Below are 22,268 nucleotides of genomic sequence, written 5' to 3'. Positions count from 1 at the left end.
CGCCGCGCAGCCCGTCGGTGCGGACGGCGGGGACGAGTTCGGCGGCGCGGGCGGCGCCCACCCGGCGGGCCCGGGGCAGCAGGGCGCCCGGGGTGCGGGCGCTGACCCGCAGCGCGTCGCCGGCCAGGAAGCCGACCCGGACCAGCGCGGACTGGCCGCGGCCGACCGCCGGGAGGAGCGGGACGAGCTGGGGCAGTGCGCGGATCAGGTGCGGGGCGGTCCTGGTCATCAGGACGTGGCGCTCGACCGCGCTCTCGTGGGCGACGCCGATGCGGCCGGAGGCGAGGTAGCGCAGTCCGCCGTGGACCAGCTTGGAACTCCACCGGCTGGTGCCGAAGGCGAGGTCACGGGACTCGACCAGGACGGTGCGCAGGCCGCGCGAGGCGGCGTCGAGCGCGACGCCGGCGCCGGTGACGCCGCCGCCGATCACCAGCACGTCGACGGTGGCGGTGCCGTCGGCGAGCGCGTCGAGGTCGGCGCTGCGGCGGGCGGCGTTGAGGGCGGTGGCGGGCGCGCTGGGGGTCATGGCGTCAGGTATCCGTTCAGGGCGGTGCCCAGTTCGCGGCGCAGCGCCTGCTCGTCGAGCAGTTCGGCGACCATGCGGTGGGACTGGACGGTGGACTGGGCGATGAGCAGGACCATCACGGCGAGTTGGCCCGGTTCGCCGGCCCGGATCGAGCCGTGCCGCTGCCCGCGTTCGATCCCCTCGCGCAGGGCGTCGAGCATGCCGCGCTGGCTGGTGCCGAGCCGGTCGACGACGTACTGGAAGAGGGTGTCCTCGCCGGAGTGCAGCAGCGCGCCGAGGACGGGGTGGTCGCGCAGCAGGACCGAGGTCTGCACGACGGAGTCGACGAAGGACTCGCGGTCGTCGCCGGCCGGGAGGACCTGGGCGCGGACGGCGGCGATCTCACGGGTGAGCAGGGCGCCGATGACGGCGCGCACGTCGGGCCAGCGCCGGTAGACGGTGGGTCGGCTGACCCCGGCGCGGCGGGCGATCTCGGCCAGCTGGGTGCGGTGGACGCCCAGGTGGACGACGAGGTCGGCGGCGGCGTCCAGGATCGCGTCGTCGGTGGAGCGCGGGCTGTCGGCGCTCGGCGAACCCTCGTTACTACTTGACATAATGCGTCATACTGTAACGCAGGTCTCGACGAGATTCCCACCGAGATTCTCCCGATGGAGCGAGGTAACCCGATGACTTCCGAGGTACGGCCCGACCAGGCGACCCTCCCGCTTCCCCCGATGCGGTGGAACGGCTGGGGCGATCCCGCCCTGGCCAAGCCCCTGCCTGCGGACATCCGGGACCTGCTCGCCGCGGCGTTCGGCGTCACCCCCTCCGAGGAGCCCGAACTCGCCGCCGCCGAGGTCGTCCTGACGCCCTCCGCCCTCACCGCGGCCGACCGCGATCACCTGGCCGCGATCGTCGGCGCCGAGCACGTCGGCACCGCCGACACCGACCGGCTGCTGCGCGCCGGCGGCAAGTCCACGCCGGACCTGCTGCGCCGCCGCAGCCGGGCCGAGCAGGACGCGCCGGACGCCGTGGTGCTGCCCGGCAGCGAGGAGGAGATCGCCGCCCTGCTCGCGCTCTGCGCCGAGCGGCGGATCGCGGTCGTCCCGTTCGGCGGCGGCACCAGCGTGGTCGGCGGCCTGGACCCGGTCCGGGCCGGCTTCACCGCGGTGATCTCCCTCGACCTGCGCCGGCTGGACGCCCTGCACAGCCTGGACGAGACCTCCGGCGAGGCCGTGCTCGGCGCCGGTCTGACCGGCCCGCGCGCCGAGGAACTGCTCGCCGAGCGCGGCTGGGAGCTCGGCCACTACCCGCAGAGCTTCCGCTACGCCACCATCGGCGGCTTCGCCGCCACCCGCTCCTCCGGGCAGGACTCGGCCGGCCACGGCCGCTTCGACGACATGGTGCGCGGCCTGCGGGTGGTCACCCCGACCGGCACCGTGGACCTCGGCCGCGCCCCGGCCTCCGCCGCCGGCCCCGACCTGCGCCAGCTCTTCCTCGGCTCCGAGGGCACCCTCGGCGTGATCACCGCGGTCCGGCTGCGGGTGCACCCGCTGCCCGCGGTGAAGGCGTACGAGGCGTGGAGCTTCCCCGACTTCGCCACCGGCGCGGCCGCGCTGCGCGCCGTCGAGCAGCAGCAGACCGGCCCGACCGTGATCCGGCTCTCCGACGAGGCCGAGACCGCGGTCAACCTGGCCATGACCGACAAGATCGGCGGCTCCACCGTGACCGGCGGCTGCCTGGCCGTCACGGTCTTCGAGGGCACCGCCGAGCAGGTCGCCGCCGGGCACGAGCGCACCCGCGCCGTCCTGCTGGCGGCCGGCGCCACCTCGCTCGGCGAGGAGCCGGCCCGCGCCTGGGAGCACGGCCGGTTCAACGCCCCGTACCTGCGCGACTCGCTGCTGGACGCCGGCGCGCTGTGCGAGACCCTGGAGACCGCGACCGACTGGGCCCGCCTCGGCGAGCTCAAGGCCGGCGTGACCGCGGCGCTCACCGACGCGCTCCGGGCCACCGGCACCGAGTCGATGGTGATGTGCCACATCTCGCACGTCTACCCGACCGGTGCCTCGCTCTACTTCACCGTGGTCGCCGCCGAGAAGGGCGACCCGGCCGAGCAGTGGGCCGGCGTCAAGCGGGCCGCCTGCGACGCGATCATGGCGGGCGGCGGCACCATCAGCCACCACCACGCCGTCGGCACCGACCACCGGCCGTGGATGGAGCAGGAGATCGGCGAGGTCGGCGTCCGCATCCTGCGGGCGGTCAAGGACACCGTCGACCCGGCGGGGATCCTCAACCCGGGCAAGCTCATCCCCTGAGCCGACCGAGTCGACGCCTGCGTCAACCGCTCGACCCGTTCGACATCGCGACACCCGCCCGGCCCGGCGCCATGTGCCCGGGCCGGGCGGTCCGACCACACCGGCACCGGGGAGGACGCACACATGAGCCGTACCGAGGGCACCGGCCCGATCCGCCGGGCCGCCGTCCTGGTCAACCCGGCGGCGGACGCCGGCCACGCCACGCAGGCGGCCGGCCGGGCCGTCGACCGCCTGCGCGAGCACGGCATCGCGGTGACCCGGCTGGAGGGCGCCGACGCCGCCGACTCCGGCCGGCTCGCCCACGAGGCGGTGGCCGGCGACATCGACGCGCTGATCGCGATCGGCGGCGACGGCATGATCAACCTCGCCCTGCAGGCGCTGGCCGGCAGCGGGGTGGCGCTCGGCATCGTCCCGGCCGGCACCGGCAACGACCACGCCCGGGCGTACGGGATCCCGCTGGGCGACCCGCGGCAGGCCGCCGATGTGATCGCCGCCGGCCGCACCCGCACGGTCGACCTGGTCGAGGTGACCGGCCCGGACGGCACGGGCCGCCACTTCGGCACCGTCCTGGCCGCCGGCTTCGACTCGCTGGTCACCGACCGCGCCAACCGGATGACCTGGCCGCGCGGCCGGATGCGCTACAACGTCGCCATGGTCGCGGAGCTGGCCCGGCTGCGGCCGCTGCCGTTCCGCCTGGTGCTGGACGACGGCACCGTCCTGGAACGGGACCTGACCCTCGCCGCGATCGGCAACACCCGCAGCTACGGCGGCGGCATGGCGGTCTGCCCGCAGGCCGACCCGGCCGACGGGCTGCTGGATGTCACCCTGGTGCACGCCATGCCCCGGCGCACCCTGGTCCGCTTCTTCCCGACCGTCTTCAAGGGCACCCACATCCACCACCAGAAGGTGGAGACGGTGCGGACGGCCTCGCTGCGGATCGAGTCCGCCGGCATCAGCGCGTACGCCGACGGCGAGCCGATGGCCCCGCTGCCGGTGGAGCTGGCCGTCCGCCCGGGCGCGCTCCGGGTGATCGTCCCCGGCTGACCGGGCCCCACCGCGAACCGCCCACCGCGGACCGCTGCACGAAAACGGCGACCGCCGCCGCGCCCGGAGGCGCGACGGCGGTCGATTTCCGTTCCGGGGCTCAGGCCGCCGGGAGCGGGTAGGTCGGGTACTCGACACCCGAGATGGTCTGGACGACCCGGACCACCTGGCAGGAGTAGCCGAACTCGTTGTCGTACCACAGGTAGAGGATCGCGTTGTCGCCCTCGACCTTGGTCGCACCGGCGTCGACGATCGACGAGTGGCGCGAGCCGATGAAGTCGCTGGAGACCGCGTCCGGCGCCGTGGTGAAGTCGATCTGGCGCTTCAGCGGCGAGGTCAGCGAGACGTTGCGCAGGTACTCGAGGACGTCCTCGCGCGTGGTCTCGGTGGCCAGCTGCAGGTTCAGGATCGCGATCGAGACGTCCGGCACCGGCACGCGGATCGAGCTGCCGGTGATCTTCGCCTTGAGCTCCGGCAGCGCCTTGGTGACCGCGGAGGCCGCACCGGTCTCGGTGATGACCATGTTCAGCGGCGCGGACCGGCCGCGGCGGTCGGCCTTGTGGTAGTTGTCCAGCAGGTTCTGGTCGTTGGTGAACGAGTGGACGGTCTCCACGTGGCCGCGCAGCACGCCGTACTTCTCGTCCATCGCCTTCAGCGGCGGGACGATCGCGTTGGTGGTGCAGGAGGCGCAGGAGATGATCTGCTCGTCCGGCTTGATGGTGTCGTGGTTGACACCGTGGACGATGTTCGGGACGTCGCCCTTGCCCGGCGCGGTCAGCAGGACCTTGGCGATACCGGGGCGCAGGTGCTTGGACAGGCCCTCGCGGTCGCGCCAGCGGCCGGTGTTGTCGATCAGGATCGCGTCCTTGATCCCGTACTCGGTGTAGTCCACCTCGCTCGGGTCGTTGGAGTAGATCACCGTGATCTCGTTGCCGTTGGCGATGATCTTGTTGTTGGCCTCGTCGACCGTGATCGTGCCCTGGAACTGGCCGTGGATCGAGTCACGGCGCAGCAGCGAGGCACGCTTCACCAGGTCGTCGCCGCCGCTGTTGCGGACCACGATGGCCTTCAGCCGCAGACCGTTGCCCGAGGCCTTCTCGATGAGCAGGCGGGCCACCAGGCGGCCGATCCGGCCGAAGCCGTACAGGACGACGTCGCGCGCGTCGCGGCGCTCGAGCTTGTTGTCCCCGGTCGCACCGGCGACGGCCTCCGCGGTGAACTCCTCCACCGACAGGCCGCGGCTGTCGGCCTTGTAGGTCGCGGCGAGCATGCCGAGGTCGATCTGGGACGGGCCGAGGTCGAGCGAGGTGAGGGCATTCAGGAAGGGGAAGGTCTCCGTGACCGAGAGCTCCTCGCCGGCGATCTGGCGGGCGAAGCGGTGGGTCTTGAGGATGGAGACGACCGACTTGTTCACCAGGGAGCGGCTGTGCAGCAGGACCGTGACGTCCTTCTCCCGGTGCAGTCGTCCGATGATCGGGATCATCGACTCCGCGATCTCCTCGCGGTTCTTCCAGTCCGTGAACACGTCGTCGTTGACAGTCACAAGTCCATCTTTCGAGCTAGAGGGTTGTCTCCATGCTAGCTTTCGCCGTTGTGGATCATGACAGCGGTCCCGCCGAAGCCGATCCGGAGCCCTTCCAAGGCCCCCTCCGGCGCGCCGCGGCCCGGGGTGGGTCCCCGGTCGGCCACCCTGCAGAGATGGAGATCAGCTACCGCTCGGACGCCGAGTTCGCCGCCGCCCTGCGCCGGGCCGCCGAGGCGCACCACGAGTACGAGCAGCGGACCGGCGAGCCGGACCCCGACTGGGCCGACTGGTACGCCCGGTTCCTGGTGGACGAGCAGGCCGCCGGCCGGCCGCGGGCGACGGACGCGCCCGACTGACCGGCCGGTCGACTCCTGCGTCTCACTGCCCGGCGGCGGCCTCGGCGGCGATCCGCTCGAACTCCGCGCCCATCGCCTCGGCCAGCGCCTGGGCGCCGGACAGCGGGCGGACCATCACGGTGAAGTCGTCGATCAGCCCGTCCTCGTCGAAGTGCAGGAAGTCACAGCCGTGGACCTGGCGGCCCCGGACGGTCGCGGTGAACACCAGCGCGTGGTCCCGGCCGCCGGCGTCGGCGATCTCCCGGACGTACCGGAAGTCCTCGAAGACCCGCATCGCGCCGCGCAGGATCGCGGCGGTGATCGCCTTGCCCTCGTACGGGCGGAACACCACCGGACTGGTGAAGACGACGTTCTCGGCCAGCAGCGCGGCCACGGCCTGCGCGTCGCGCTTCTCGACCGCCTCGCGGAACGGATGCATCGGACCCGACCTCCCGGCTCTTCATACTCAACAAGTTGAATAAGTGCTTCGGCGAGTATCGTGGCTGGAATGGCATTGCGCAACGCCCTGATGGCCGCCCTCCTCGACGGCGAGGCCTCCGGCTACGACCTCGCCAAGGGCTTCGACGCCTCCGTCGCCAACTACTGGACGGCCACCCCGCAGCAGCTCTACCGCGAACTCGACCGGATGGAGGACGAGGGCCTGGTCGCCGCGCGCGTCGTGGAGCAGGAGCGCCGCCCCAACAAGCGCCTCTTCTCCCTCACCGCGGCGGGCCGGGCCGCCCTCCACGCGTACACCGCCGAGCCGCCCGCCCGGCCGACCGCCATCCGCGACGAACTGCTGGTCAAGGTCCGCTGCCTGGACGACGGCGACTCCGCCGCCGTCCGTGCCGCCATCGCCGAACGCGTCGCCCTGGCGACCGACAAGCTCGCCCGATACGAGCGCCTGCGCACCCGACTGCTCGCCGGCCGCACCGAGGAGGACTTCCTCGCCGGGGCCGACCGCGTCGGCCCGTACCTCACCCTGCTGCGCGGCATGGCCTTCGAACGGGAGAACCTCCACTGGGGCGAGCTCGCCCTCGACGTCCTCGACCGGCGCGCCGCCCGCTGACCCGGGACAGTCGGGCCGCGCAAGTGGCCGGGTGTGTCAGGGCGTTGCAGCGAACAGGTCGGTGATCCGGCGCCCGGCCGGCGCGCCGCCGGGGACCGGTCCGACCGCCTCCATGCCGGCCCGGGCGCGGTCGAGAAGATCCTCGGCGCTCAGCGCGGCGAGCGCCGTACGCGCCTCGGTCAGCAGCCGGTCGGCGGCCGCCAGCAGGTCCGCCTCGCCCAGCGGCCGGGCGGGCCGGTCGCCCGCTCCGGCCAGCAGCCCGTCCAGTGCGGCCCGCAGGTGGGCATCGCCCGCCTCCCGGACGGTGAAGGAGAGGTGGGCCGAGGCGCCGCGTTCGGCGGCGACCGCCCGGTGGGCGTGGCCGCGCGGTACGTACAGCACCTCGCCCGGCTCCAGCCGTACGGTGAACTCCGGCTCCGCGGGGACGTCGACGGGACCGGGGGCCCAGCGGCCGTCGAGCGGGCCGCCGTACAGGTGCCAGACCTTGGCGCCCTCGGTCTGGACCACGAACACATCGGCGTCGTCGCGGTGCACCGGGCGGCCCTGGGTGCCGGGCGGGGTGACGAACCAGAACGCCTCCACCTGGCGGCCGAGTTCGCTCCGCATCGCCGCGCAGACGGCGCGGACGCCGGGGTGCCACTGGTCGACGTGGCGCAGCAGGACGGTCGCGGCCCCCTCGGCGAGGAGGTGGCGCACGGCGCTCCCGTCCACGTAGCCGTGCTCGGTCCGGCCGAGGACCCGGCGCGGCGGGCAGAACTGCGGCAGCGGCACCTCGCCTTCGGCGGTGACCAGTTGCAGGTACGGCACCCGGAGCAGGCCGGTGTCCAGCCAGTGGTCCAGCTCGGCCGCGCGCAGCAGGTCGAGCGGCGGATCGGCGGGGCGGAACACCCGGGGGGTGCGGCGGTGCAGCGCGCCGGTGAACTCCTCGGCGGCGCCGGTGAATCGGTGCAGGATGTCCATGTCGTCCGGTCCTCGGTGCGGTGGTGGGTGGTGCCGGTGCGGGCGCGGGGTCGGGCCTCAGGGCCTCAGGGCTGCAGGTCGCCCGGCAGCATCCCGGCGAAGATCGCGTCCTCCCGGCGGCCGGTGGACGGGTCCAGCAGCCTGGCGCGCGCCACCCCCTCGGTGGAGAAGCCGGCGTAGGAGCCGACCAGGCGCATCGCCCGGTTGCTGACCGCGGTGAACGCCTCGATCCGGGCCAGCTGGAGCTCCTCGAAGCCGAACCGGCAGAGCGTGCGCAGCGCGGCGGTGGCCCGGCGCAGGCCGCGCCCGGCCGGGGACAGCCACAGCACCGCCTCGCCGATGTCGGGGAGCTGCCGGGGAAGGGTGAGCATGGCGATCCCGAGGAACGCGTCGCTGGCGGGGTCGGCGACGGCGAACACCGCGGCCGAGCCGCCGGCCCAGTAGGCCGGCACCCCTTCCCGGATGTACCGCCGGAGCGACTGCTCGGTCGCGTCCGCCGGCGCGCCCGGGATGTAGCGCTGCACCCGGGGGTCGCGCAGCCCCTCGGCCATCGCGGCGGCGTCGGCGTCGCAGGCCGCGCGCAGCACGACCACGCCGCCGTCGACCCGGGGGATGTCGGGGAAGGTCTCAAGGGCGCGCATGGCTGTTCCCGTCCGGCTCGGGGTCGGAAGTACGGGGGGTCGTGCCGCGCACGGCGGAGCCGTTCGCGAGCAGCCGGTGGTACGGGCGGGCCGCCTCGACGGCCGCGTCGAGCGACTCGAAGCCGCGGTCCAGCGCGTGCAGGTCCGCCTCGGCGGGCAGGCAGCCCCACCGTGCGGTGAGGCGCTCGGCCAGTTCCTCGCGGGAGAGCCGGACGGGGTCGAACTCCGGCCGCTGCTGCGCCGGTTCCTCGTGCGTGCGCAGGCAGGAGGCGGCCGCGTCGTGGGCGCGGGCGAGCAGCGGGGTGTGCTCGAACGCGTCGAGCAGGAGCGTGTCCGCGGGGACGCCGGGGTCGAGCTCGAAGCTCCGGGACAGGAAGAGTTCCAGCCGGTCGCGCAGGCTGCCGCCGGACGCCTCCTGCTCGGTCAACCACGGTCGCAGGAAGGCGAATTCGTTCTCCCGACCGGTGGCAGGGTCGGGGTACACCCCGCAGTGGACTCCGTGGGCGACCGCCATGACGGCGTCGTCGTCGGTGGGCGGTCGGCCGCAGCTGTCGGCGCACTCGCGGGCGATCGACGCCAGCACCACGCTCCGGCGCGCCGCCGGGAGGTCGTCCGAGAGCACTTGCAGCAGCCGGAGCGCGGCCAGCGTCCCCGGGCCGCCGTCTCCGGGCAGCCGTCGGGCCCGGTCCTCCCAGGCCGCCAGGTACACGGTCCGCGGTACCGGGCACCGGGTGACGGCAGGCGCCTCGGCCGCGGCCAACCGCTCGACCAGGGCGAGGGTGTCGGCGCGCTTCACGTCCTCGCGGTGGCGTGCGCAGTGCTCGCCGAGCGCGCGCAGCTCTCCGGCCCCCACGCCGACGGTGTCGGCCAGTTCGGCGAAGCGCCGGAAGCTGCGGCGCGGGTACGGGAGGGCCCGCAGGGCGTCGACGATCCGCTCCGCGGTCCCCTCGTCGCACGCCCCGTCGCGCACCGCCCGGGACAGCGTGGCCCGGACGACGACCAGCGGCTCGGACATCGCGCGGTAGTCGCTCTCGGCCGGGCCGTGCAGCAGGGTCACCTCGTCGTCGGCGTCGATCCGCCCGTCCCGGTAGTCCCGGTAGATCCGGCCGATGCCGTGCATGCCGAAGGTGTCGAGTTCGGCGGCGCGCAGCGCGCCCATGCTGGCCGCGCCGAGCACCGCGACGCCGCGGTCGAGGACGGCGAGGATCTCCTTGTGCGGCACCGCCCGTACGTGGTGGAAGTAGCCGTCGACGATGCCGACGGTGTCGCCCTCGGCCAGCGGCAGGGCCAGCAGGTCGCCGGCGGCGATCGGGGGCAGCAGGGTGATGCCGGGCGGCGGGGTGAGCCCGGGGGCGGAGGGGCCGAGGAAGAGGTAGCGCTTGGTCATGGTGCGGGCCTCACACGGTGCGGGGCATCGTCATGCCGGGGCAGACGACGTGGACGACCGGGACGCCGAAGTCGGCCCGGGTGTGGTCGACGACCAGCGGGCTGCGGCCGGTGACGGCGGTGACGCGTTCGACCAGCCGGGCGTTCTCGGCACGGTGGTCGGGCAGCACCATGGACGGGACGGCGTCGAAGGGCAGGGGCGCCGGGCCGCCCCGCTCGGGCGGCGGCGGCGGTGTCGACGAGTCGACCGCGATGGCGTGGCGCAGCCGCCGGTACGTCCGGTCCTCCAGGTCGTCCCGGGCGCCGGCGATGATCGACAGCCGGACCTGGGCCGCCTCGGTGAGGGCCCGGCAGAGCGCGACCTGGGTGTCCAGGTGGCAGCCGTAGCCGTACAGCGGCACGGGGAAGCCCGCGCTGCGGATCGCCACGCCGAAGCACGGCACCTCCAGCGGCGTGGCGAGCAGGCCGATCCCGACCTGGACGCCGGCCGCCCGGTACCGCTCGACGAGTTCGCCCGCCGGTCCGGGTACGTCGTCGGCGTCGATCAGGCGCGCCGGACCGGTCGCCATCGCCCGGTGGATCGCGTCCCGCTCGATCACCTCGTAGAGGCCGTGCGCAACGGCCTCGTCGCGGGTGTTGCCGCCGGCCAGGCCGTTGCTGGTGGCGGCGAACAGCGGCGGGCGCCAGCGCGGTCGGACCCGGCGGTCCAGGCTCAGCAGGTCCAGCGGGACGAGCGAGTCGCCGCCGCCGTCCAGGCGTTCGGCGGCGCGCCAGGCCAGCCGGGTCGCCGGGTTGAGGCAGTGGCGGTCGCGGAGGGCGAGTTCGCCGACCAGGTAGCCCAGCGTCGGCTCGACCTGCGCGACGGTGGCGACCCGGTCGGGCCGGGTGTCCAGGTGTTCGCCGTGCCACCGCTCGAGCGCCTCCATCGCGGCGGACACCTTGGCCGACACCGGGTCGAGCCCCTTGCCCTGGTACACCGAGAGGTAGCGCCCGGCCGGGGCGACGGCCTGCTGGACGGAAATGCCGATGTCGTCCAGCCAGGTCAGGTCCGCGATCCGGGTGACGCCGACGGCCGGGAGCAGCGGGGCCAGCCGCTCCCAGGTCCGCGCCGGCGGGCAGGCCCGGTGCGTCCCGGCGAAGTACGTCTTCGTACCGTCCCCGGCGGCGGCCCGACGGTCGGGTGCGGTGCGGGCTGTGGCGGTACCGGCGGCGCTCACCGGGCCGCCGCCGTTCCGTCACCAGGGCCGCCGGTTACGGGCACGGGGTGGCCCAAGGTCAGGCTGAGCAGGTGCCGTCCCCCCGGCTGCGCCGCGTGGAGGGCGGCCGTGGCCGGCCCCTGGGCGCGGCCGCGCAGGCAGCCGCCGAGCCCGGCGGCGATCGCCGTCAGCCAGCAGCCGTGGGCGAGCATCCCGGCCCGGACCAGCAGGTCGGTATAGCCCGCCTGGTCGGCCCGCCGGACGGCGGCCGCCAGGTCGCCGCCGACCACCAGCACGGCGGGGGCGCCGTCGTACACCTCCACGGGGTCCGGGAGGTCCGGGGCGCCGGTCACCGCGCCGAAGCCGCCGTCCGGCCCGACCGCGTACCAGCCGGCGGCCAGACCCTCCACCCGGTACGCCGCCAGCAGGACGGTGAGGTCGGCCGGCCGATCGGGCCACTGCGCGCGATGGTCCGTCAGCGCCCGGGCGAGGACGGCGGACAGCTCGGCGGCCGCCACCGGTCGGGCGTCGAACGACCGGACCGAGCGGCGGGCCTCCAGCACCTCCCAGACCGTCCTCGCGGAGGCCGCGCGGGCCTCCTGTGCCGGAGCGACCCCGACCGGGCCGGCGGACAGCTCCGCGCGGCGGGCGGCGAGCCGGTCCGCGAACGCGGTCATCACCTCACGCTGGTCGACGAGCGGCATCCGCGTGGTCCTTCCCGTAGATTCCGACGATCCCCGTCACCAGCTGGTCGACCGGGTTCAGTTCCAGGTGCTCGGCGAGGGCGCCGACGTCACCGGCGGCCAGCTCGGCGCGCAGGCCCAACTCGCCTGCGACCAGCGCGGCCTGTGCCATCGCGCAGCCGGTGTCGAGGTGGGTCAGGCGGGGCGAGAACTGGTGGTACTTGCCCCACAGCCGGTGCAGCGCGCCGGTGAACACCAGGGCCGCCCGGACCGGCCGCCCGGCCAGCGCCGTGCCCGCCAGCAGCGCGCTCAACGGCGGTGCGTCGGCGCGCGCCGCGACCAGTTCGCCGGCCTCGGCGTCGTACCGGAACACGGTGCCGGGCAGCCCCGGCCAGTCGTCCTCGGTGAGCAGGAAGAGCTGCACCGAGCCGAGGTTGCCGCCGCTGGGCGCCCAGCGCCGCCGGATGCCCGCGCCGTCCTCGGCCGCTCCCCCGCTGGAGGCCGTCTCCCGCGGGCCGGCGGTGCGCGAGAGCAGCACGGCGAGCGCCCGTTCGTCCGGCACGCCCGGCGTGCAGTCCGCCGGCGCCGGGGCGGTCAGCGGCCGTCGCGGACTGGCCGGCAGGTCGAGCACGGGGAGCGGCTCGAACGGCGCGACGCCCGCACCGGCGGCGTACCGCTCCGGCGGGCTCGCCTGCAGCAGCCACTCGACGGTGTCCGCCTCCTGCTCGGGACCGTCGCCGATCGGTCCGCACTCGAGGCAGCCCGGCTCCGGGACGACCGCCAGGTAGCGGGTGGAGAAGTCCGGCAGGGAGAGGCGGCGCAGCTCGCGGCGCGGCAGCGGTACGGCGGTGCCGGCGAGCACCGCGGTGACCTGGTCCGCGACCAGGCCGGCCGCCAGGTCGACGACCGCGGGCGACAGCACGGACGGCACCCGGTCGGCCGGGAACTCCCGTGCGCGGCCGGTCCGGAGGCAGTCGGCGCAGGCGGTGTGGCCGGGCCGGAACCGGGGACCGATCTCGATCGCGCCGGTCGCGTCGGCGGTGTGCGCCGCGTCCCGGACGGCGTAGCGCAGGACCTCGAAGCCGCCGGCCGCGCCGTGGCGGACCGCCGCGGCGAGCAGCCGCGGATCGTCGTCGCAGACCACCAGCAGGTCCACCGGGCCGTCCGGAGCGGCATCGCCGGGCTCCACGGCCGTGACCCGGCCCACCCCGCAGGCCCGCAGGTCCTCGGCGATCCGCTCGGTCACTGCGGGCGGGCCGGCCACGGCGACCGTACTCGCCGCCAGGCGGGCCAGCGCGGTCACCGAACCGCCCTCGACGGCGGCCACCGGACCGGTGCGCGCCAGGAACTCGGCCACCGCGTCCGCCGCCTGCGGCGCGCCGGCGACCGGGGCCGCGGCGGTCGCGGGGCAGGTGGGTTCGAGCAGGGCGCGGGCCTCGACCGCGGCCAGGACGGGTTCGATCGCGGCGACCTCGTGGCCGAGTTCCGCCGCGAGCGCGGCGGCGTCCCGGGTGCCGTCGAGCAGCGCGAACAGCCGGGGCAGGGTGGCGGTGGCCGCCTCGCCCCGGAACAGGTGGCGACGGCCGACGGCCTCGACCACCAGGCCGGCGGGCAGCGGGGTGACCGCGATACCGCGCCGCAGCCGGGGCCGGCAGTCGTGGCCGTGCGCGGCCGGCGCCGTGTTCTCGCGGTCCGTGTTCTCGCGGTCCGTGTCCGTCCTCATGCGGGAACTCCCTGGTGCGTCGTCCTGGCGCTCTCGGTTGTGGCGCTCTCAATGGCTCGCGCCGCCCACAGGGCCGGTCCGGCCAGCCCGGCGAGCACGCCGGTGCGGTCCACGCCGGGAACGCTCTCGGGTGCGCAGCGCGGGCAGCCGTGGCAGCGCAGCACCGGGTGGGTGTCGATGTCGCCGTACCGCAGGCTGACGGAGGTGACGGCCCCGGGCCGGGCGGTCACGCCGTCCGGGCCGCCGAGGAGGGCGTGCAGCAGGCCGGCGGCGGTGCGGGCGTGCTGCGGCAGGAAGCCGCGCGGCCCGCTCCCCTCCGCCGTCTCCTGGGCGTGCCGGAGGGCGCCGGTGAGCGCGGCCTGGTCGTCGTGCTGGATCCGGCGCGCCTGGTAGCAGCCGAAGCACGGGCCCTGGCCGGGCACCACCCAGGGGCCGACGCGCAGCACCAGGTCCTCGGTGATCACGGGCAGCCACGGCACCCGGTGCCGCCAGGCCAGCGTGTCGGCGCGGGCGCAGAGGTCGGGCATCGGGTGCTGGGCGGCCAGGACGACTGCGGCGGGTCGGCCGGCGAAGGCGTCCGCCAGGCTGTCCGGTGGGATCGGCTGGGCGTCGAGGCCGCCGGTGGACAGCAGGTGCGCCACCTGCTCCCCGAAGCCTCCGACGCCGGCGACCAGCAGCGGACCGCCGGTCAGGCGAACGGTTGCGGCCATGGGTTGAGCTCCTCCTCGGAGTGGACGGTGAACCCCATCGCGGCCGGGGCGGCGAACAGGCGGGGGTGGGCGCGGAACTGGGCGAGCGGGGTCAGCGTCATCGGCTGCAGGTCCGGCACGACGACGTTGAAGGCGCTCAGGCCGACGGCGCTCAGCTCGCAGTGGGTCCGGTCGACGGCGTACGCCCGCATGTCGAGCGCCGCGAAGCGGTCGAGCAGGACGGCGAGCGCGGCGCGCGGGTCGGCGGGGAGTTCGGGCGCCTCGGCGCGCGGCCGGCCCGCGGCGGCGGCGTGCAGGAAGGCGAAGGCGTCGGCGCGCTGCGGCGCGGCCATGTAGCGGGCGCCGTCGGTGATCGAGGTGAACTCGGCGTACGAGTCCGGCGCCGCCGTGCCGTCGTACAGCAGGCCCCGGATGCCGAGCGCCTCGGCCAGCGCCTTCTCGGCCGCCGCCGGCAGCGTACGGTCGGCGGCGCAGCCCACCACGTGGCGGATGGTCCGGTCGTGTTCGGAGACCTGGAGGCAGTAGACGGTCGGCACGCCGACATCGGTCGTCGCGTCGAAGAGCAGGGTCTTCAGGAAGTGGCGGCGCGAGGCGGCGAGCAGCTCGTCCAGCACGGGCGTGCCCACCCCCTCGGGCAGGGGTGGCAGCGGCATCCGCTGCAGCCAGGTGAGCGCGATCGCGTCCCGCTCGACCACCTCCAGGGCGGCGCGCAGCAGCGCCTCGGCCGGGTCGCTGTGGACCGCGAAGCCGGTGGACAGCCGGTACCAGAACCGCTCGGCGGGTACGTGCGGATGCAGCCGGTAGGTCGCCATCACCGAGGGCAGCCAGGTCCGTTCTCCGGTCACCAGCTCCATGCCCTGGACCCAGCGGATCGGTGCGGAGGGGTCGAGCGGCGCGATCGGGCAGGCGGGGTCGGCCAGTTCGGTGGCCGAGCAGCGCGGAAGCCGGGCGAGGTCGAGGACCGGCCCGTCGAGCCCGTCGTGCCCGTCGAGCTCGTCGACGGCGGCCCAGCGGTGCTCGGCGGTGGGCGGCTCGTACGCCGAGTAGCGCTCCGCCGCCTCGGCGACCGCCACCAGCCGGGCCCGCTCGGGGTCACCCCAGGAGCGTCCGCTGCCGTTGCTGGAGAAGCGGTCGGCGCCGAAGCCGGGACGTCCGCTGCCGCCCTCGGCGTGGAAGCCGTGCATCCGGGCGGTCCAGCCCTCCGAGCGGTACGCCCGGGTGCCGGACACGACACCGTACGGGGACACCAGCTCGTCGAGTCTCTTGATCTGATCGTCTGCCACCGAGGGCATGGCGGGGCCTCACTTGTCCGTCGCGGGTGGCGGGGCGGTGCGGCGCAAGGTCGGCCGCAACGCCCCGCCGGATCTGACGTCAGCGCCTTTCGGCGGGCCGGGGCGTCAGCGCCGTTCGGCGAGCCGGGGCATCAGCGTCAGATGCAGCAGCCGCAGTTGCCGTCGCCGCAGTGCGTGCAGCAGGTGGTGCAGCCGGAGCAGCTGGAGCCGCCGCCGCCACCGCTGCCGCAGCTGCCCGCCGCGGACAGGTCGCCCGACAGGTCGTTCCAGGTCATCGGCGTCACGTCGGTCACGTCGAGGTCCAGCTTCTGGCCAGGAGCCATGACGGTCTCCCTCTCTCTCGGAGTCGGGCGACCCGGATCGGCCGCCCGAGGGGAAGACTCGCGGACGGCCGTCAATGGAAGATCAACGGGAAGATCAACGCACCGTCAACACCGGCGCCGGGCCGATCACCGGACCACCAGGAGCGTGGGCCGATGATGGTGGCCGTGTGACCCGACCGCCCGGTCGGCCGTGGGTTAGTGTGCACAGCTCGACACACGACGGCCACAACGGGGGCGGACATGGAAGACCTGCGGTTCTCGGTGCTCGGCACCGTACGGGCCGTGCGCGGGGACACGTCCCTGCGCCTGGGGAGCCCGCAGCAGCAGGCGACCATCGCCACCCTCCTGCTCAAGCCCGGCCGGTCCTCCGGAGCGGCGGAACTGATCGACGCGCTCTGGGGCGACCGCCCGCCGTCCGCGGCCGTGACCACGATCCGCACCTACGTCTGGCGGCTGCGCAAACTCCTGCGGACCGCACCCGACGCACCCGACGTCCTGCTCTCGCTCGGCGACGGCTACCGCCTCCAGCTGCCCGAGTCCGCGGTCGACGCCCTGTGCGCCGAGGAGTTGGCCGGCCGGGCCGACCGCGCCCGGGCCGACGGCGACCCGCGCCACGCCCGCGACCTGCTCAACCGGGCCCTCGCCCTGTGGCAGGGCGAACCGCTGGCCGGCCTGCCGGGCCCGTTCGCCGAACGGCAGCGCCGCCGCCTCGCCGACCTGCGCCTCACCCTGCTCGAGGAGCGCCTCGCCCTGGACCTCGCCCTCGGCGACTCCTCCTGCTGCATCTCCGAACTGACCGCGCTCACCACCGAGCACCCGCTGCGCGAACGGTCCCACGGACTGCTGATGCGGGCCCTTTTCCAGGCCTCCCGGCCCGCCGACGCGCTCGCCGCCTACCGCACCGCCCGCGACCTGTTGATCGAGGAACTGGGGGTGGAACCCGGGCCCGAACTGGCCGCCCTGCACCAGCGCATCCTCGACGGCGACCCGGACCTGCTCCCCGACGCTGCCCCCGTCGTACCTCTTGTTGTCGCGCCGGACCAGGGCGAGGCGGCCCACGACGACCTGCCCTTCACGCCCGCCCAACTCCCCCCGGACATCGTCGACTTCACCGGCCGCCGAACCGAACTCGACGCCCTGCTCGACGTCCTGGGCGACCACCGCCGCTCCGCCCTCGCCGTCGCGGCCGTGGTCGGCATGGGCGGCGTCGGCAAGACCGCCCTCGCCGTCCACGCCGCCCACCGGGCCCGCCCGCACTTCCCCGACGGCCAGCTGTACGCGGACCTGCGCGGCGGCGACCCGGTCAGCGCCGACCCGTCGGCCGTCCTCGGCGGATTCCTCGGCGCCCTCGGCGTACCCGCCGCCGCCCTCCCCGCCGACCTCGACGCCAGGTCCGCACTGTTCCGCTCGCTCGTCGCCGACCGCCGCGTCCTGATCCTCCTCGACAACGCCCACGACAGCCGGCAGCTGCGCCCCCTGCTCCCCGGCGCCGCCGGCTGCGCGGTCCTCGTCACCAGCCGGACCCGCCCCGCCGGCATCTCCTGCGCGCTCCAGCTCGACCTTCCGGTCTTCCGCCCCGCCGAGGCCGTCGAACTGCTCGCCCGGACCATCGGCGACGACCGCCTCGACGCGGAACGCGGCGCCGCCCTCGACCTCGCGTCCGCCTGCGGCTTCCTCCCGCTCGCCGTCCGGGTCGCCGCCGCCCGGCTCGCTGCCCGGCCCACCTGGACCCTCGACGCCCTGACCGGCCGGCTCGCCGACGAGCAGCGCCGGATCGACGAGCTGCGGATCGGCGACCTCGCCGTGGAAGCCGTGTTCGAACTCGGCTACCGCCAGCTCCGGGCCCCCCAGACCGAGGCCTTCCGCCTGGTCGCCACCGTGGACGGCGCGGACATCGCCACCGACTCCGTCGCCGCCCTGCTCGACCTCGACCCGGCCGAGGCCGAGGACCTGATGGAGTCACTGGTCGACGCGGCCATGGTCCAGTCACCCTCCAACGGCCGCTACCGCTACCACGACCTGCTGCGCACCTTCGCCCGCCGCAAGGCCGCCACCGAGGACCCGACGCAGGCCGCCGAAGCCCGCTCCCGGCTGCTGCGCTTCCTGCTCGCCACCGCCTGCGCCGCGTTCCGGCACGCCGTACCCGGCGACACCATCGGCACCACCCTCGGCGCCGCGTCCACCCCCGGCCTGGACTTCGCCGACCCCGCGAGCGCCCACGCCTGGGCCGCCGCCGAGGCCGAGAACGCGGTTGCCCTCGTCGCCCAGCTCACCCGGACCGCGCCGGCCGGTCCCCCGGTCCACCAGGACGACCTGCGGTGCGCCATCGACCTGCTCATCGCGCTCAGCCCGTTCGGCCCGGACTCCCGGGACGACCACCGGCTGGCGTCCACCATCCGCGACCTGGTCACCGCCGCGACCGCCCAGGGCGACCGCCGGGCGGCCGGCCGTGCCCACTTCCTGTGCGGAAACGTCGCCGTCGTCGCCTCACGCCTCACCGAGGCCGAGATCCACACCCGGCTCGCCGTCGAAGCCTGCCGCGAGACCGGCGACACCGCCATCCTCCGCCAGGCCCTCAACGACCTCGGGCTGCTCACCCAGTACCTCGGCCGCCACGACGAGGCCATCACCCACTTCGACGAAGCCCTCGCCATCGCCCGCCGCCTCGGCCACCGCTCCGGCGAACTGGCCACCACCATCAACGGTGCCCTGGCCCGGGTCCGCGCCGGCCGCGCCGACGAAGCCCGCACCATCTGCCAGACCCTGCTGCCGCAACTCCGGGACGACCACGACGACGCCGGCACGACGTACGCCCTCTACGTCCTCGGACTCGCCTCCCACGCCTGCGGCAGCTACACCGACGCCGCCCGCCACCTCACCGACTGCCTCCAGCTCGCGGAGACCGCCGACCTCCCGCTGCGCGCCCTGCACGCCCGCTACCGCCTCGCCGACACCCAGCGCGCCCTCGGACGGGCGGACCTGGCCGTCACCACCGCCGAGCGAGCCCTCGGCCTCTGCGAGGAGATCGGCACCGACCGCGACCGCGGCCACGTCCTGCTCACCCTCGGCCGCGCCCTCGCCGACACCGGCCGGACCGCCGAGGCCTGCCGGCGCCTGCGCGAGGCGGAGTCGGTCCTCACCGCCCTGAGCCTGCCCGAGGCCAACGAGGCGACCCGCCTCCTGGCCGGGCTCCCGGACTGACCACAGGTGACCGGCGGCCGGCTCTCACATCAGGGGACGCGGCGGCGCCTCGGACCCCGTGTTGTTCCAGTGGTAGATGTCGGACGTCGTCCCGCCGCCGCTCTCAACCACCGTCCCCGCCGTCAACCCCACCAGCACGGCCGTCACCCCCAACAGGCCCCGAATCCCCCACAGCCGGATACGCCGCGTCTGCTTGCGGATACTCATCGAGCGCTCTCCTCGCACCGTGCACAGCCTTTCCGCCCACTGTGCCGAACCCCGATCAACACCCGATCAACGCTCCCCGGAAACCCCCCGCCCGTACGGCAAGCTGACGCCATGACATCGCGCACCAACGGCATGTGGTGGGGAACGACGGTCGAAGCACCGGACCCCAGCGCCCTGGCCAGGTTCTACGCCGACCTGCTCGGCTGGCCCGTCGGACACGAGGAACCGGGAACGGCCGTCGTCGCCGCCTCCCCCCACGGCCCGTTCCTCGTCTTCCAACGCGCCGACGGCTACCGCCCACCGGTCTGGCCCCCGGTCGACGGCCAACAACGCCCGATGATGCACTTCGACTTCCAGGTCGCCGACCTCGACGAAGCCGTCACGGAAGCCCTCACCCTGGGCGCCACCCTCGCCGACCACCAGCCGCAGGACCACGTCCGCGTCCTCCTCGACCCGGCCGGCCACCCCTTCTGCCTCTGCCTCGACACCTGACCGCCTGCCGCCGGCCCGTTTCCACCACCCCAGTTCACCGTGCTGTCCGGACGCACCGAGATCGGGCAGACCGATCCATCCGTGCTCACCGAGGAGCGGCCTGGCTCGCGTCGATTGCTGCTCGGTGGCCGCAGCCGGCAGGTCACGTTCATCGACTGGGGACGGCTGCGGGCCTTCGTGGAACCCACCGACAGTGGGGGCGTCGCCAAGTGGGCGGGAACCGGCATCGCCGGCCTCTCGTACGAACTGACCCGAGCCATGCGGGACATCCTCCTCGGCTCCGAGCCTCCGGTCTCCCTCACCCGTCGGGCACAGGCCCGCCTTCAGCAACTGCGTGACGAGGAAGCACCTGACAGCGGCCATCCCGCAGGCACCCTCGTCACTCGGGCCGGAGAGGACGTGCGGTGGTGGACCTGGGCCGGCTTCCGCGCCAATGCGACCCTCGCTGCCACGCTTCCGACGGTGGCCGATCCTGTGCAGCGTCCTACCGACTGCTACGTCCGGCTCCGCGAGGATCTGACGGCCGAAATGTGGCACGCGGCGCGCGCGGCCACCGGTGACCACCTGGTGTTTCCGGATATCGACCGCCGGGCTGTGAAGGGGCTCAAGTTCTCCACGGCACTGCCCGAGCGGCTCGCCATCGCCTCGGTCGCCGCCCGCCTGGCCGACTTCAAGGGAGCATCGGCCGCACTCCGTGAGCCAGCCAGGCTGCATGTCACCCAGCGCTGAGGATCGGGGCTGCCAGCTGCTGCCGCCGCGTCAGTGGCAGCGCGAATCCAAGCACGCCGAAGACGAGTTGGACGACCCACGAGCCCTTGCCCTGCTCGACCGGGGCACCCTGGATCGGCTGGCGACCAGTCTCGTGCTCCGCTCCCACGGCCACTATGGGGCTGGGGTGACATCGTCCGCTTCGCGGCGTACGGGGCGTGATGGTGGGCGCCGGCGCCGGCGGATGCCGTTCGCGGCTTCGACACCACGGCCTGCGCCGAAAGCCCGCCCCGCGGCACCGGCCCTCCGCTGCGTCGAGCGTCACCGGCCTGCGGCTTTGCCGTGCCGCCGTGCCCCTCGGGGGCAACGAGTGGCCAGGCGGGGCCGACGCGGCGTCAGCGTGCCCAGGGGCCGAGGTTGCCGATCACGCCGACCCGGAAGCCGAGCCATGGGTAGGTGTGGCTGAAGAAGGCGTTGTCCTGCGGTTGCAGGCCCACGGCGGACGGCCACATCTGGTAGGCCGGAGCGTTGGACACTCCCCCGTGCTCCCGCCGCCAGACCCGCGCGGGGTCGCCCCCTGCCGGTGGCGGCGTGATGGTGTCGGTCCACTCGACCGCGTTGCCGCCCTGGTCGAGGGTTCCCCACGGCGAGGTGGTCCTGGCCTGGCCGACGGTGCTGAGGCTGCCCTGGTAGATCGCACGGTAGGCGATGGGGTCCAGGCCGAACGGGTTGACAGTCGAGCAGACGGCGGGCTGCACTTGCCCGGGGCACCAGCTCGGCGCGGGCAGGCCGCTTGCGTGGTACGAGGCCAGCGGTTGGGTGGCCGCGTTCGTGACGTCGCCGGTGGCGGGGTCAAGGACGGTGGGGGCCGGTGCGCTCGCCTCGCCGTCGCCGAAGACGCCGGGGTTGGTCGGGTACTTCCAGTAGGAGTAGGTGCCGCCGCCACTCGGGTCGTAGTAGGCCGCCTTGATCCACTCGTCCTGGCTCGGCACCACGAAGCCGGAGTCGTGGGTGCGGGTCGCGTCGGGCCGGGCGAGGTCGTACATGCCGCGTTCGGTCTGCGGCGACAGTTCGACCTGGTAGGTGACGTACTCGTAGCTGCCGCTGGTGCTCGCCTGCTTCGAGATCAGCCTGCCGTTGTAGAGCGAGTTGACGAAGCGGGCCGCCTTGAGGAAGTCGGCGAATCCGTACGGCTTGTCGGCCCACTCCGGGTAGGCCACGGAGTAGTGGTGCCCGTCGGCGGCGGTGGGCGAGAAACTGATCGGGCCGAATTTCGGCCACGCCGACGCGCTCTCGGTCCGGTCGTACAGACCGTGCGGGTCACGCCCCCGGCGGTCGGCCGTGTTCAGGAAGGCCACCCACTGGCCGACGGTGACCTCGAGCTGTCCGATCTCGTAGGGAGCGCCGACACCGCCGACCGTCAGGCAGTCCGTCGAGCCCGGCGGAGCGTCGGCGCAGGACTGGTAGATCGCGTCGGTGAACGGCACCACGGCAACCGACGGGTTCCCCGGCGCCCCGACCCTCGCGGTCGTCACGGTGACCACCTCGCGCCGAACGCCCGAGGGCGTGCCCGTATCCGCCCCGGCGGCACCCGCGGACGGTGCGAGCAGAACCGACACCCCGCAGGCGGCCAGGGCGGCCCTGGCGAGTCGGGTGCGGCTGGAGACAACGTGCATGGTCGTTCCCTTTCGGTCACAGCGGACCACCCCCGGGACCCGGGAGGCCGGTACGCGGGGATTCCGCGCGCACAACGCTATGGCACTCGCCACTCTCCGCAGTCGAGACATCGCGGAGAGGAAGGAGGGAAAAACCTGCTCCCCCGATTGGAGCCGGGGCGGAGCCGGGGCGGCGGGCGGCGGGCGGCGGGCGGCGGGCGGCGGGCGGCGGGGCCTGGTTGGCGTCCTGCAGGTGTCAACGGCCCGTGAGGGATTCCGTTTCGGCGGCGTAGAGCTG

General features: G+C 74.6%; 21 protein-coding genes and 1 pseudogene. 7 read left to right on the top strand and 15 right to left on the bottom strand.

The genetic code is table 11. From position 1 onward, the window contains the following. Together FHR36_RS06885 and FHR36_RS06880 are read right to left on the bottom strand one after the other, a co-directional pair. Positions 1-526 (bottom strand): FAD-dependent oxidoreductase (locus FHR36_RS06885; protein WP_253794621.1); only part of this gene is annotated, 526 nt, incomplete at its 3' end. Beyond that, positions 523-1,119 carry a TetR/AcrR family transcriptional regulator gene (locus FHR36_RS06880; RefSeq protein WP_253794620.1) on the bottom strand — a complete coding sequence of 199 codons (597 nt, stop codon included), beginning with the start codon at positions 1,117-1,119 and terminating at the stop codon, positions 523-525. The genes FHR36_RS06880 and FHR36_RS06885, both read right to left, overlap by 4 nt. A 72-nt stretch (positions 1,120-1,191) precedes the next feature. On the opposite strand from FHR36_RS06880, the gene FHR36_RS06875 reads away from it, so the two are divergent. Together FHR36_RS06875 and FHR36_RS06870 are read left to right on the top strand one after the other, a co-directional pair. Next, a complete protein-coding gene (locus FHR36_RS06875) occupies positions 1,192-2,820 on the top strand; it encodes an FAD-binding oxidoreductase (RefSeq protein WP_253794619.1) in 1,629 nt (542 codons plus the stop codon). A gap of 123 nt (positions 2,821-2,943) precedes the next feature. Beyond that, the gene (locus FHR36_RS06870) at positions 2,944-3,864 is read left to right on the top strand and encodes a diacylglycerol kinase (protein ID WP_253794618.1); all 921 of its coding nucleotides are present in this window, start codon (positions 2,944-2,946) and stop codon (positions 3,862-3,864) included. 100 nt (positions 3,865-3,964) lie between these two features. On the opposite strand, the gene FHR36_RS06865 is transcribed toward FHR36_RS06870, so the two are convergent. After that, positions 3,965-5,407 carry a glyceraldehyde-3-phosphate dehydrogenase gene (locus FHR36_RS06865; protein ID WP_253794616.1) on the bottom strand — a complete coding sequence of 481 codons (1,443 nt, stop codon included), beginning with the start codon at positions 5,405-5,407 and terminating at the stop codon, positions 3,965-3,967. Between the two features lie 155 nt (positions 5,408-5,562). Between FHR36_RS06865 and FHR36_RS06860 the strand changes: the two genes are divergently transcribed. Then, positions 5,563-5,745 carry a hypothetical protein gene (locus tag FHR36_RS06860; protein WP_253794614.1) on the top strand — a complete coding sequence of 61 codons (183 nt, stop codon included), beginning with the start codon at positions 5,563-5,565 and terminating at the stop codon, positions 5,743-5,745. A gap of 22 nt (positions 5,746-5,767) precedes the next feature. Here the strand turns inward: FHR36_RS06860 and FHR36_RS06855 are convergent, their stop codons facing one another. After that, complete coding sequence (locus tag FHR36_RS06855; RefSeq protein WP_253794613.1) at positions 5,768-6,163, bottom strand: nuclear transport factor 2 family protein; 396 nt, start codon at positions 6,161-6,163, stop codon at positions 5,768-5,770. A gap of 69 nt (positions 6,164-6,232) precedes the next feature. Between FHR36_RS06855 and FHR36_RS06850 the strand changes: the two genes are divergently transcribed. Beyond that, a complete protein-coding gene (locus FHR36_RS06850) occupies positions 6,233-6,793 on the top strand; it encodes a PadR family transcriptional regulator (RefSeq protein WP_253794612.1) in 561 nt (186 codons plus the stop codon). Positions 6,794-6,829: 36 nt separating this feature from the next. Here FHR36_RS06850 and FHR36_RS06845 read toward each other — a convergent pair whose 3' ends face one another. The 9 genes from FHR36_RS06845 to FHR36_RS06805 all read right to left on the bottom strand — a co-directional run bounded on the left by FHR36_RS06845 (position 6,830) and on the right by FHR36_RS06805 (position 15,707). After that, positions 6,830-7,753, bottom strand: coding sequence for a JmjC domain-containing protein (locus tag FHR36_RS06845; RefSeq protein WP_253794611.1), 924 nt, complete (start codon positions 7,751-7,753; stop codon positions 6,830-6,832). A 65-nt stretch (positions 7,754-7,818) separates the two neighbouring features. Next, positions 7,819-8,394, bottom strand: coding sequence for a GNAT family N-acetyltransferase (locus FHR36_RS06840; protein WP_253794610.1), 576 nt, complete (start codon positions 8,392-8,394; stop codon positions 7,819-7,821). Further along, positions 8,381-9,781: a TfuA-like protein gene (locus FHR36_RS06835; RefSeq protein ID WP_253794609.1), complete on the bottom strand. Its 1,401-nt coding sequence runs from the start codon at positions 9,779-9,781 to the stop codon at positions 8,381-8,383. The genes FHR36_RS06840 and FHR36_RS06835 overlap by 14 nt, the downstream gene beginning before the upstream one ends. A gap of 10 nt (positions 9,782-9,791) precedes the next feature. Then, the gene (locus FHR36_RS06830; RefSeq protein WP_253794608.1) at positions 9,792-10,997 is read right to left on the bottom strand and encodes a YcaO-like family protein; all 1,206 of its coding nucleotides are present in this window, start codon (positions 10,995-10,997) and stop codon (positions 9,792-9,794) included. Continuing rightward, positions 10,994-11,680: a nitroreductase family protein gene (locus tag FHR36_RS06825; protein ID WP_253794607.1), complete on the bottom strand. Its 687-nt coding sequence runs from the start codon at positions 11,678-11,680 to the stop codon at positions 10,994-10,996. The genes FHR36_RS06830 and FHR36_RS06825 overlap by 4 nt, the downstream gene beginning before the upstream one ends. After that, the gene (locus FHR36_RS06820) at positions 11,658-13,382 is read right to left on the bottom strand and encodes a nitroreductase family protein (protein WP_253794606.1); all 1,725 of its coding nucleotides are present in this window, start codon (positions 13,380-13,382) and stop codon (positions 11,658-11,660) included. The genes FHR36_RS06825 and FHR36_RS06820 overlap by 23 nt, the downstream gene beginning before the upstream one ends. Beyond that, entirely contained in the window at positions 13,379-14,092 is a 714-nt protein-coding gene (locus FHR36_RS06815) for a TOMM precursor leader peptide-binding protein (protein WP_253794604.1), read from the bottom strand. The genes FHR36_RS06820 and FHR36_RS06815 overlap by 4 nt, the downstream gene beginning before the upstream one ends. Further along, the gene (locus FHR36_RS06810) at positions 14,071-15,384 is read right to left on the bottom strand and encodes a YcaO-like family protein (RefSeq protein ID WP_253794602.1); all 1,314 of its coding nucleotides are present in this window, start codon (positions 15,382-15,384) and stop codon (positions 14,071-14,073) included. The genes FHR36_RS06815 and FHR36_RS06810 overlap by 22 nt, the downstream gene beginning before the upstream one ends. A 137-nt stretch (positions 15,385-15,521) precedes the next feature. After that, complete coding sequence (locus tag FHR36_RS06805; RefSeq protein ID WP_253794600.1) at positions 15,522-15,707, bottom strand: hypothetical protein; 186 nt, start codon at positions 15,705-15,707, stop codon at positions 15,522-15,524. A 240-nt stretch (positions 15,708-15,947) separates the two neighbouring features. Between FHR36_RS06805 and FHR36_RS06800 the strand changes: the two genes are divergently transcribed. After that, positions 15,948-18,908: an AfsR/SARP family transcriptional regulator gene (locus tag FHR36_RS06800; protein WP_253794599.1), complete on the top strand. Its 2,961-nt coding sequence runs from the start codon at positions 15,948-15,950 to the stop codon at positions 18,906-18,908. 24 nt (positions 18,909-18,932) lie between these two features. Here FHR36_RS06800 and FHR36_RS06795 read toward each other — a convergent pair whose 3' ends face one another. Then, positions 18,933-19,115, bottom strand: a complete 183-nt coding sequence (locus FHR36_RS06795) for a hypothetical protein (protein ID WP_253794597.1) — start codon at positions 19,113-19,115, stop codon at positions 18,933-18,935. Between the two features lie 111 nt (positions 19,116-19,226). Here FHR36_RS06795 and FHR36_RS06790 point away from each other — a divergent pair, with 111 nt between their 5' ends. Next, positions 19,227-19,607, top strand: a complete 381-nt coding sequence (locus FHR36_RS06790; protein WP_253794595.1) for a VOC family protein — start codon at positions 19,227-19,229, stop codon at positions 19,605-19,607. 24 nt (positions 19,608-19,631) lie between these two features. Continuing rightward, positions 19,632-20,336, top strand: a pseudogene (locus FHR36_RS06785) (DEAD/DEAH box helicase); the annotation flags it as partial. A 374-nt stretch (positions 20,337-20,710) separates the two neighbouring features. Here the strand turns inward: FHR36_RS06785 and FHR36_RS06775 are convergent. Continuing rightward, positions 20,711-21,991 carry a hypothetical protein gene (locus tag FHR36_RS06775; RefSeq protein ID WP_253794593.1) on the bottom strand — a complete coding sequence of 427 codons (1,281 nt, stop codon included), beginning with the start codon at positions 21,989-21,991 and terminating at the stop codon, positions 20,711-20,713. Positions 21,992-22,268 lie beyond the last annotated feature (277 nt).

It is taken from the genome of Kitasatospora cinereorecta (assembly GCF_024172095.1).
In the GTDB taxonomy this organism is placed as follows: Bacteria; Actinomycetota; Actinomycetes; order Streptomycetales; family Streptomycetaceae; genus Kitasatospora; species Kitasatospora cinereorecta.
Note: the sequence above shows the minus strand (reverse complement) of the source record. Positions and strands in the feature narration are given on the sequence as shown.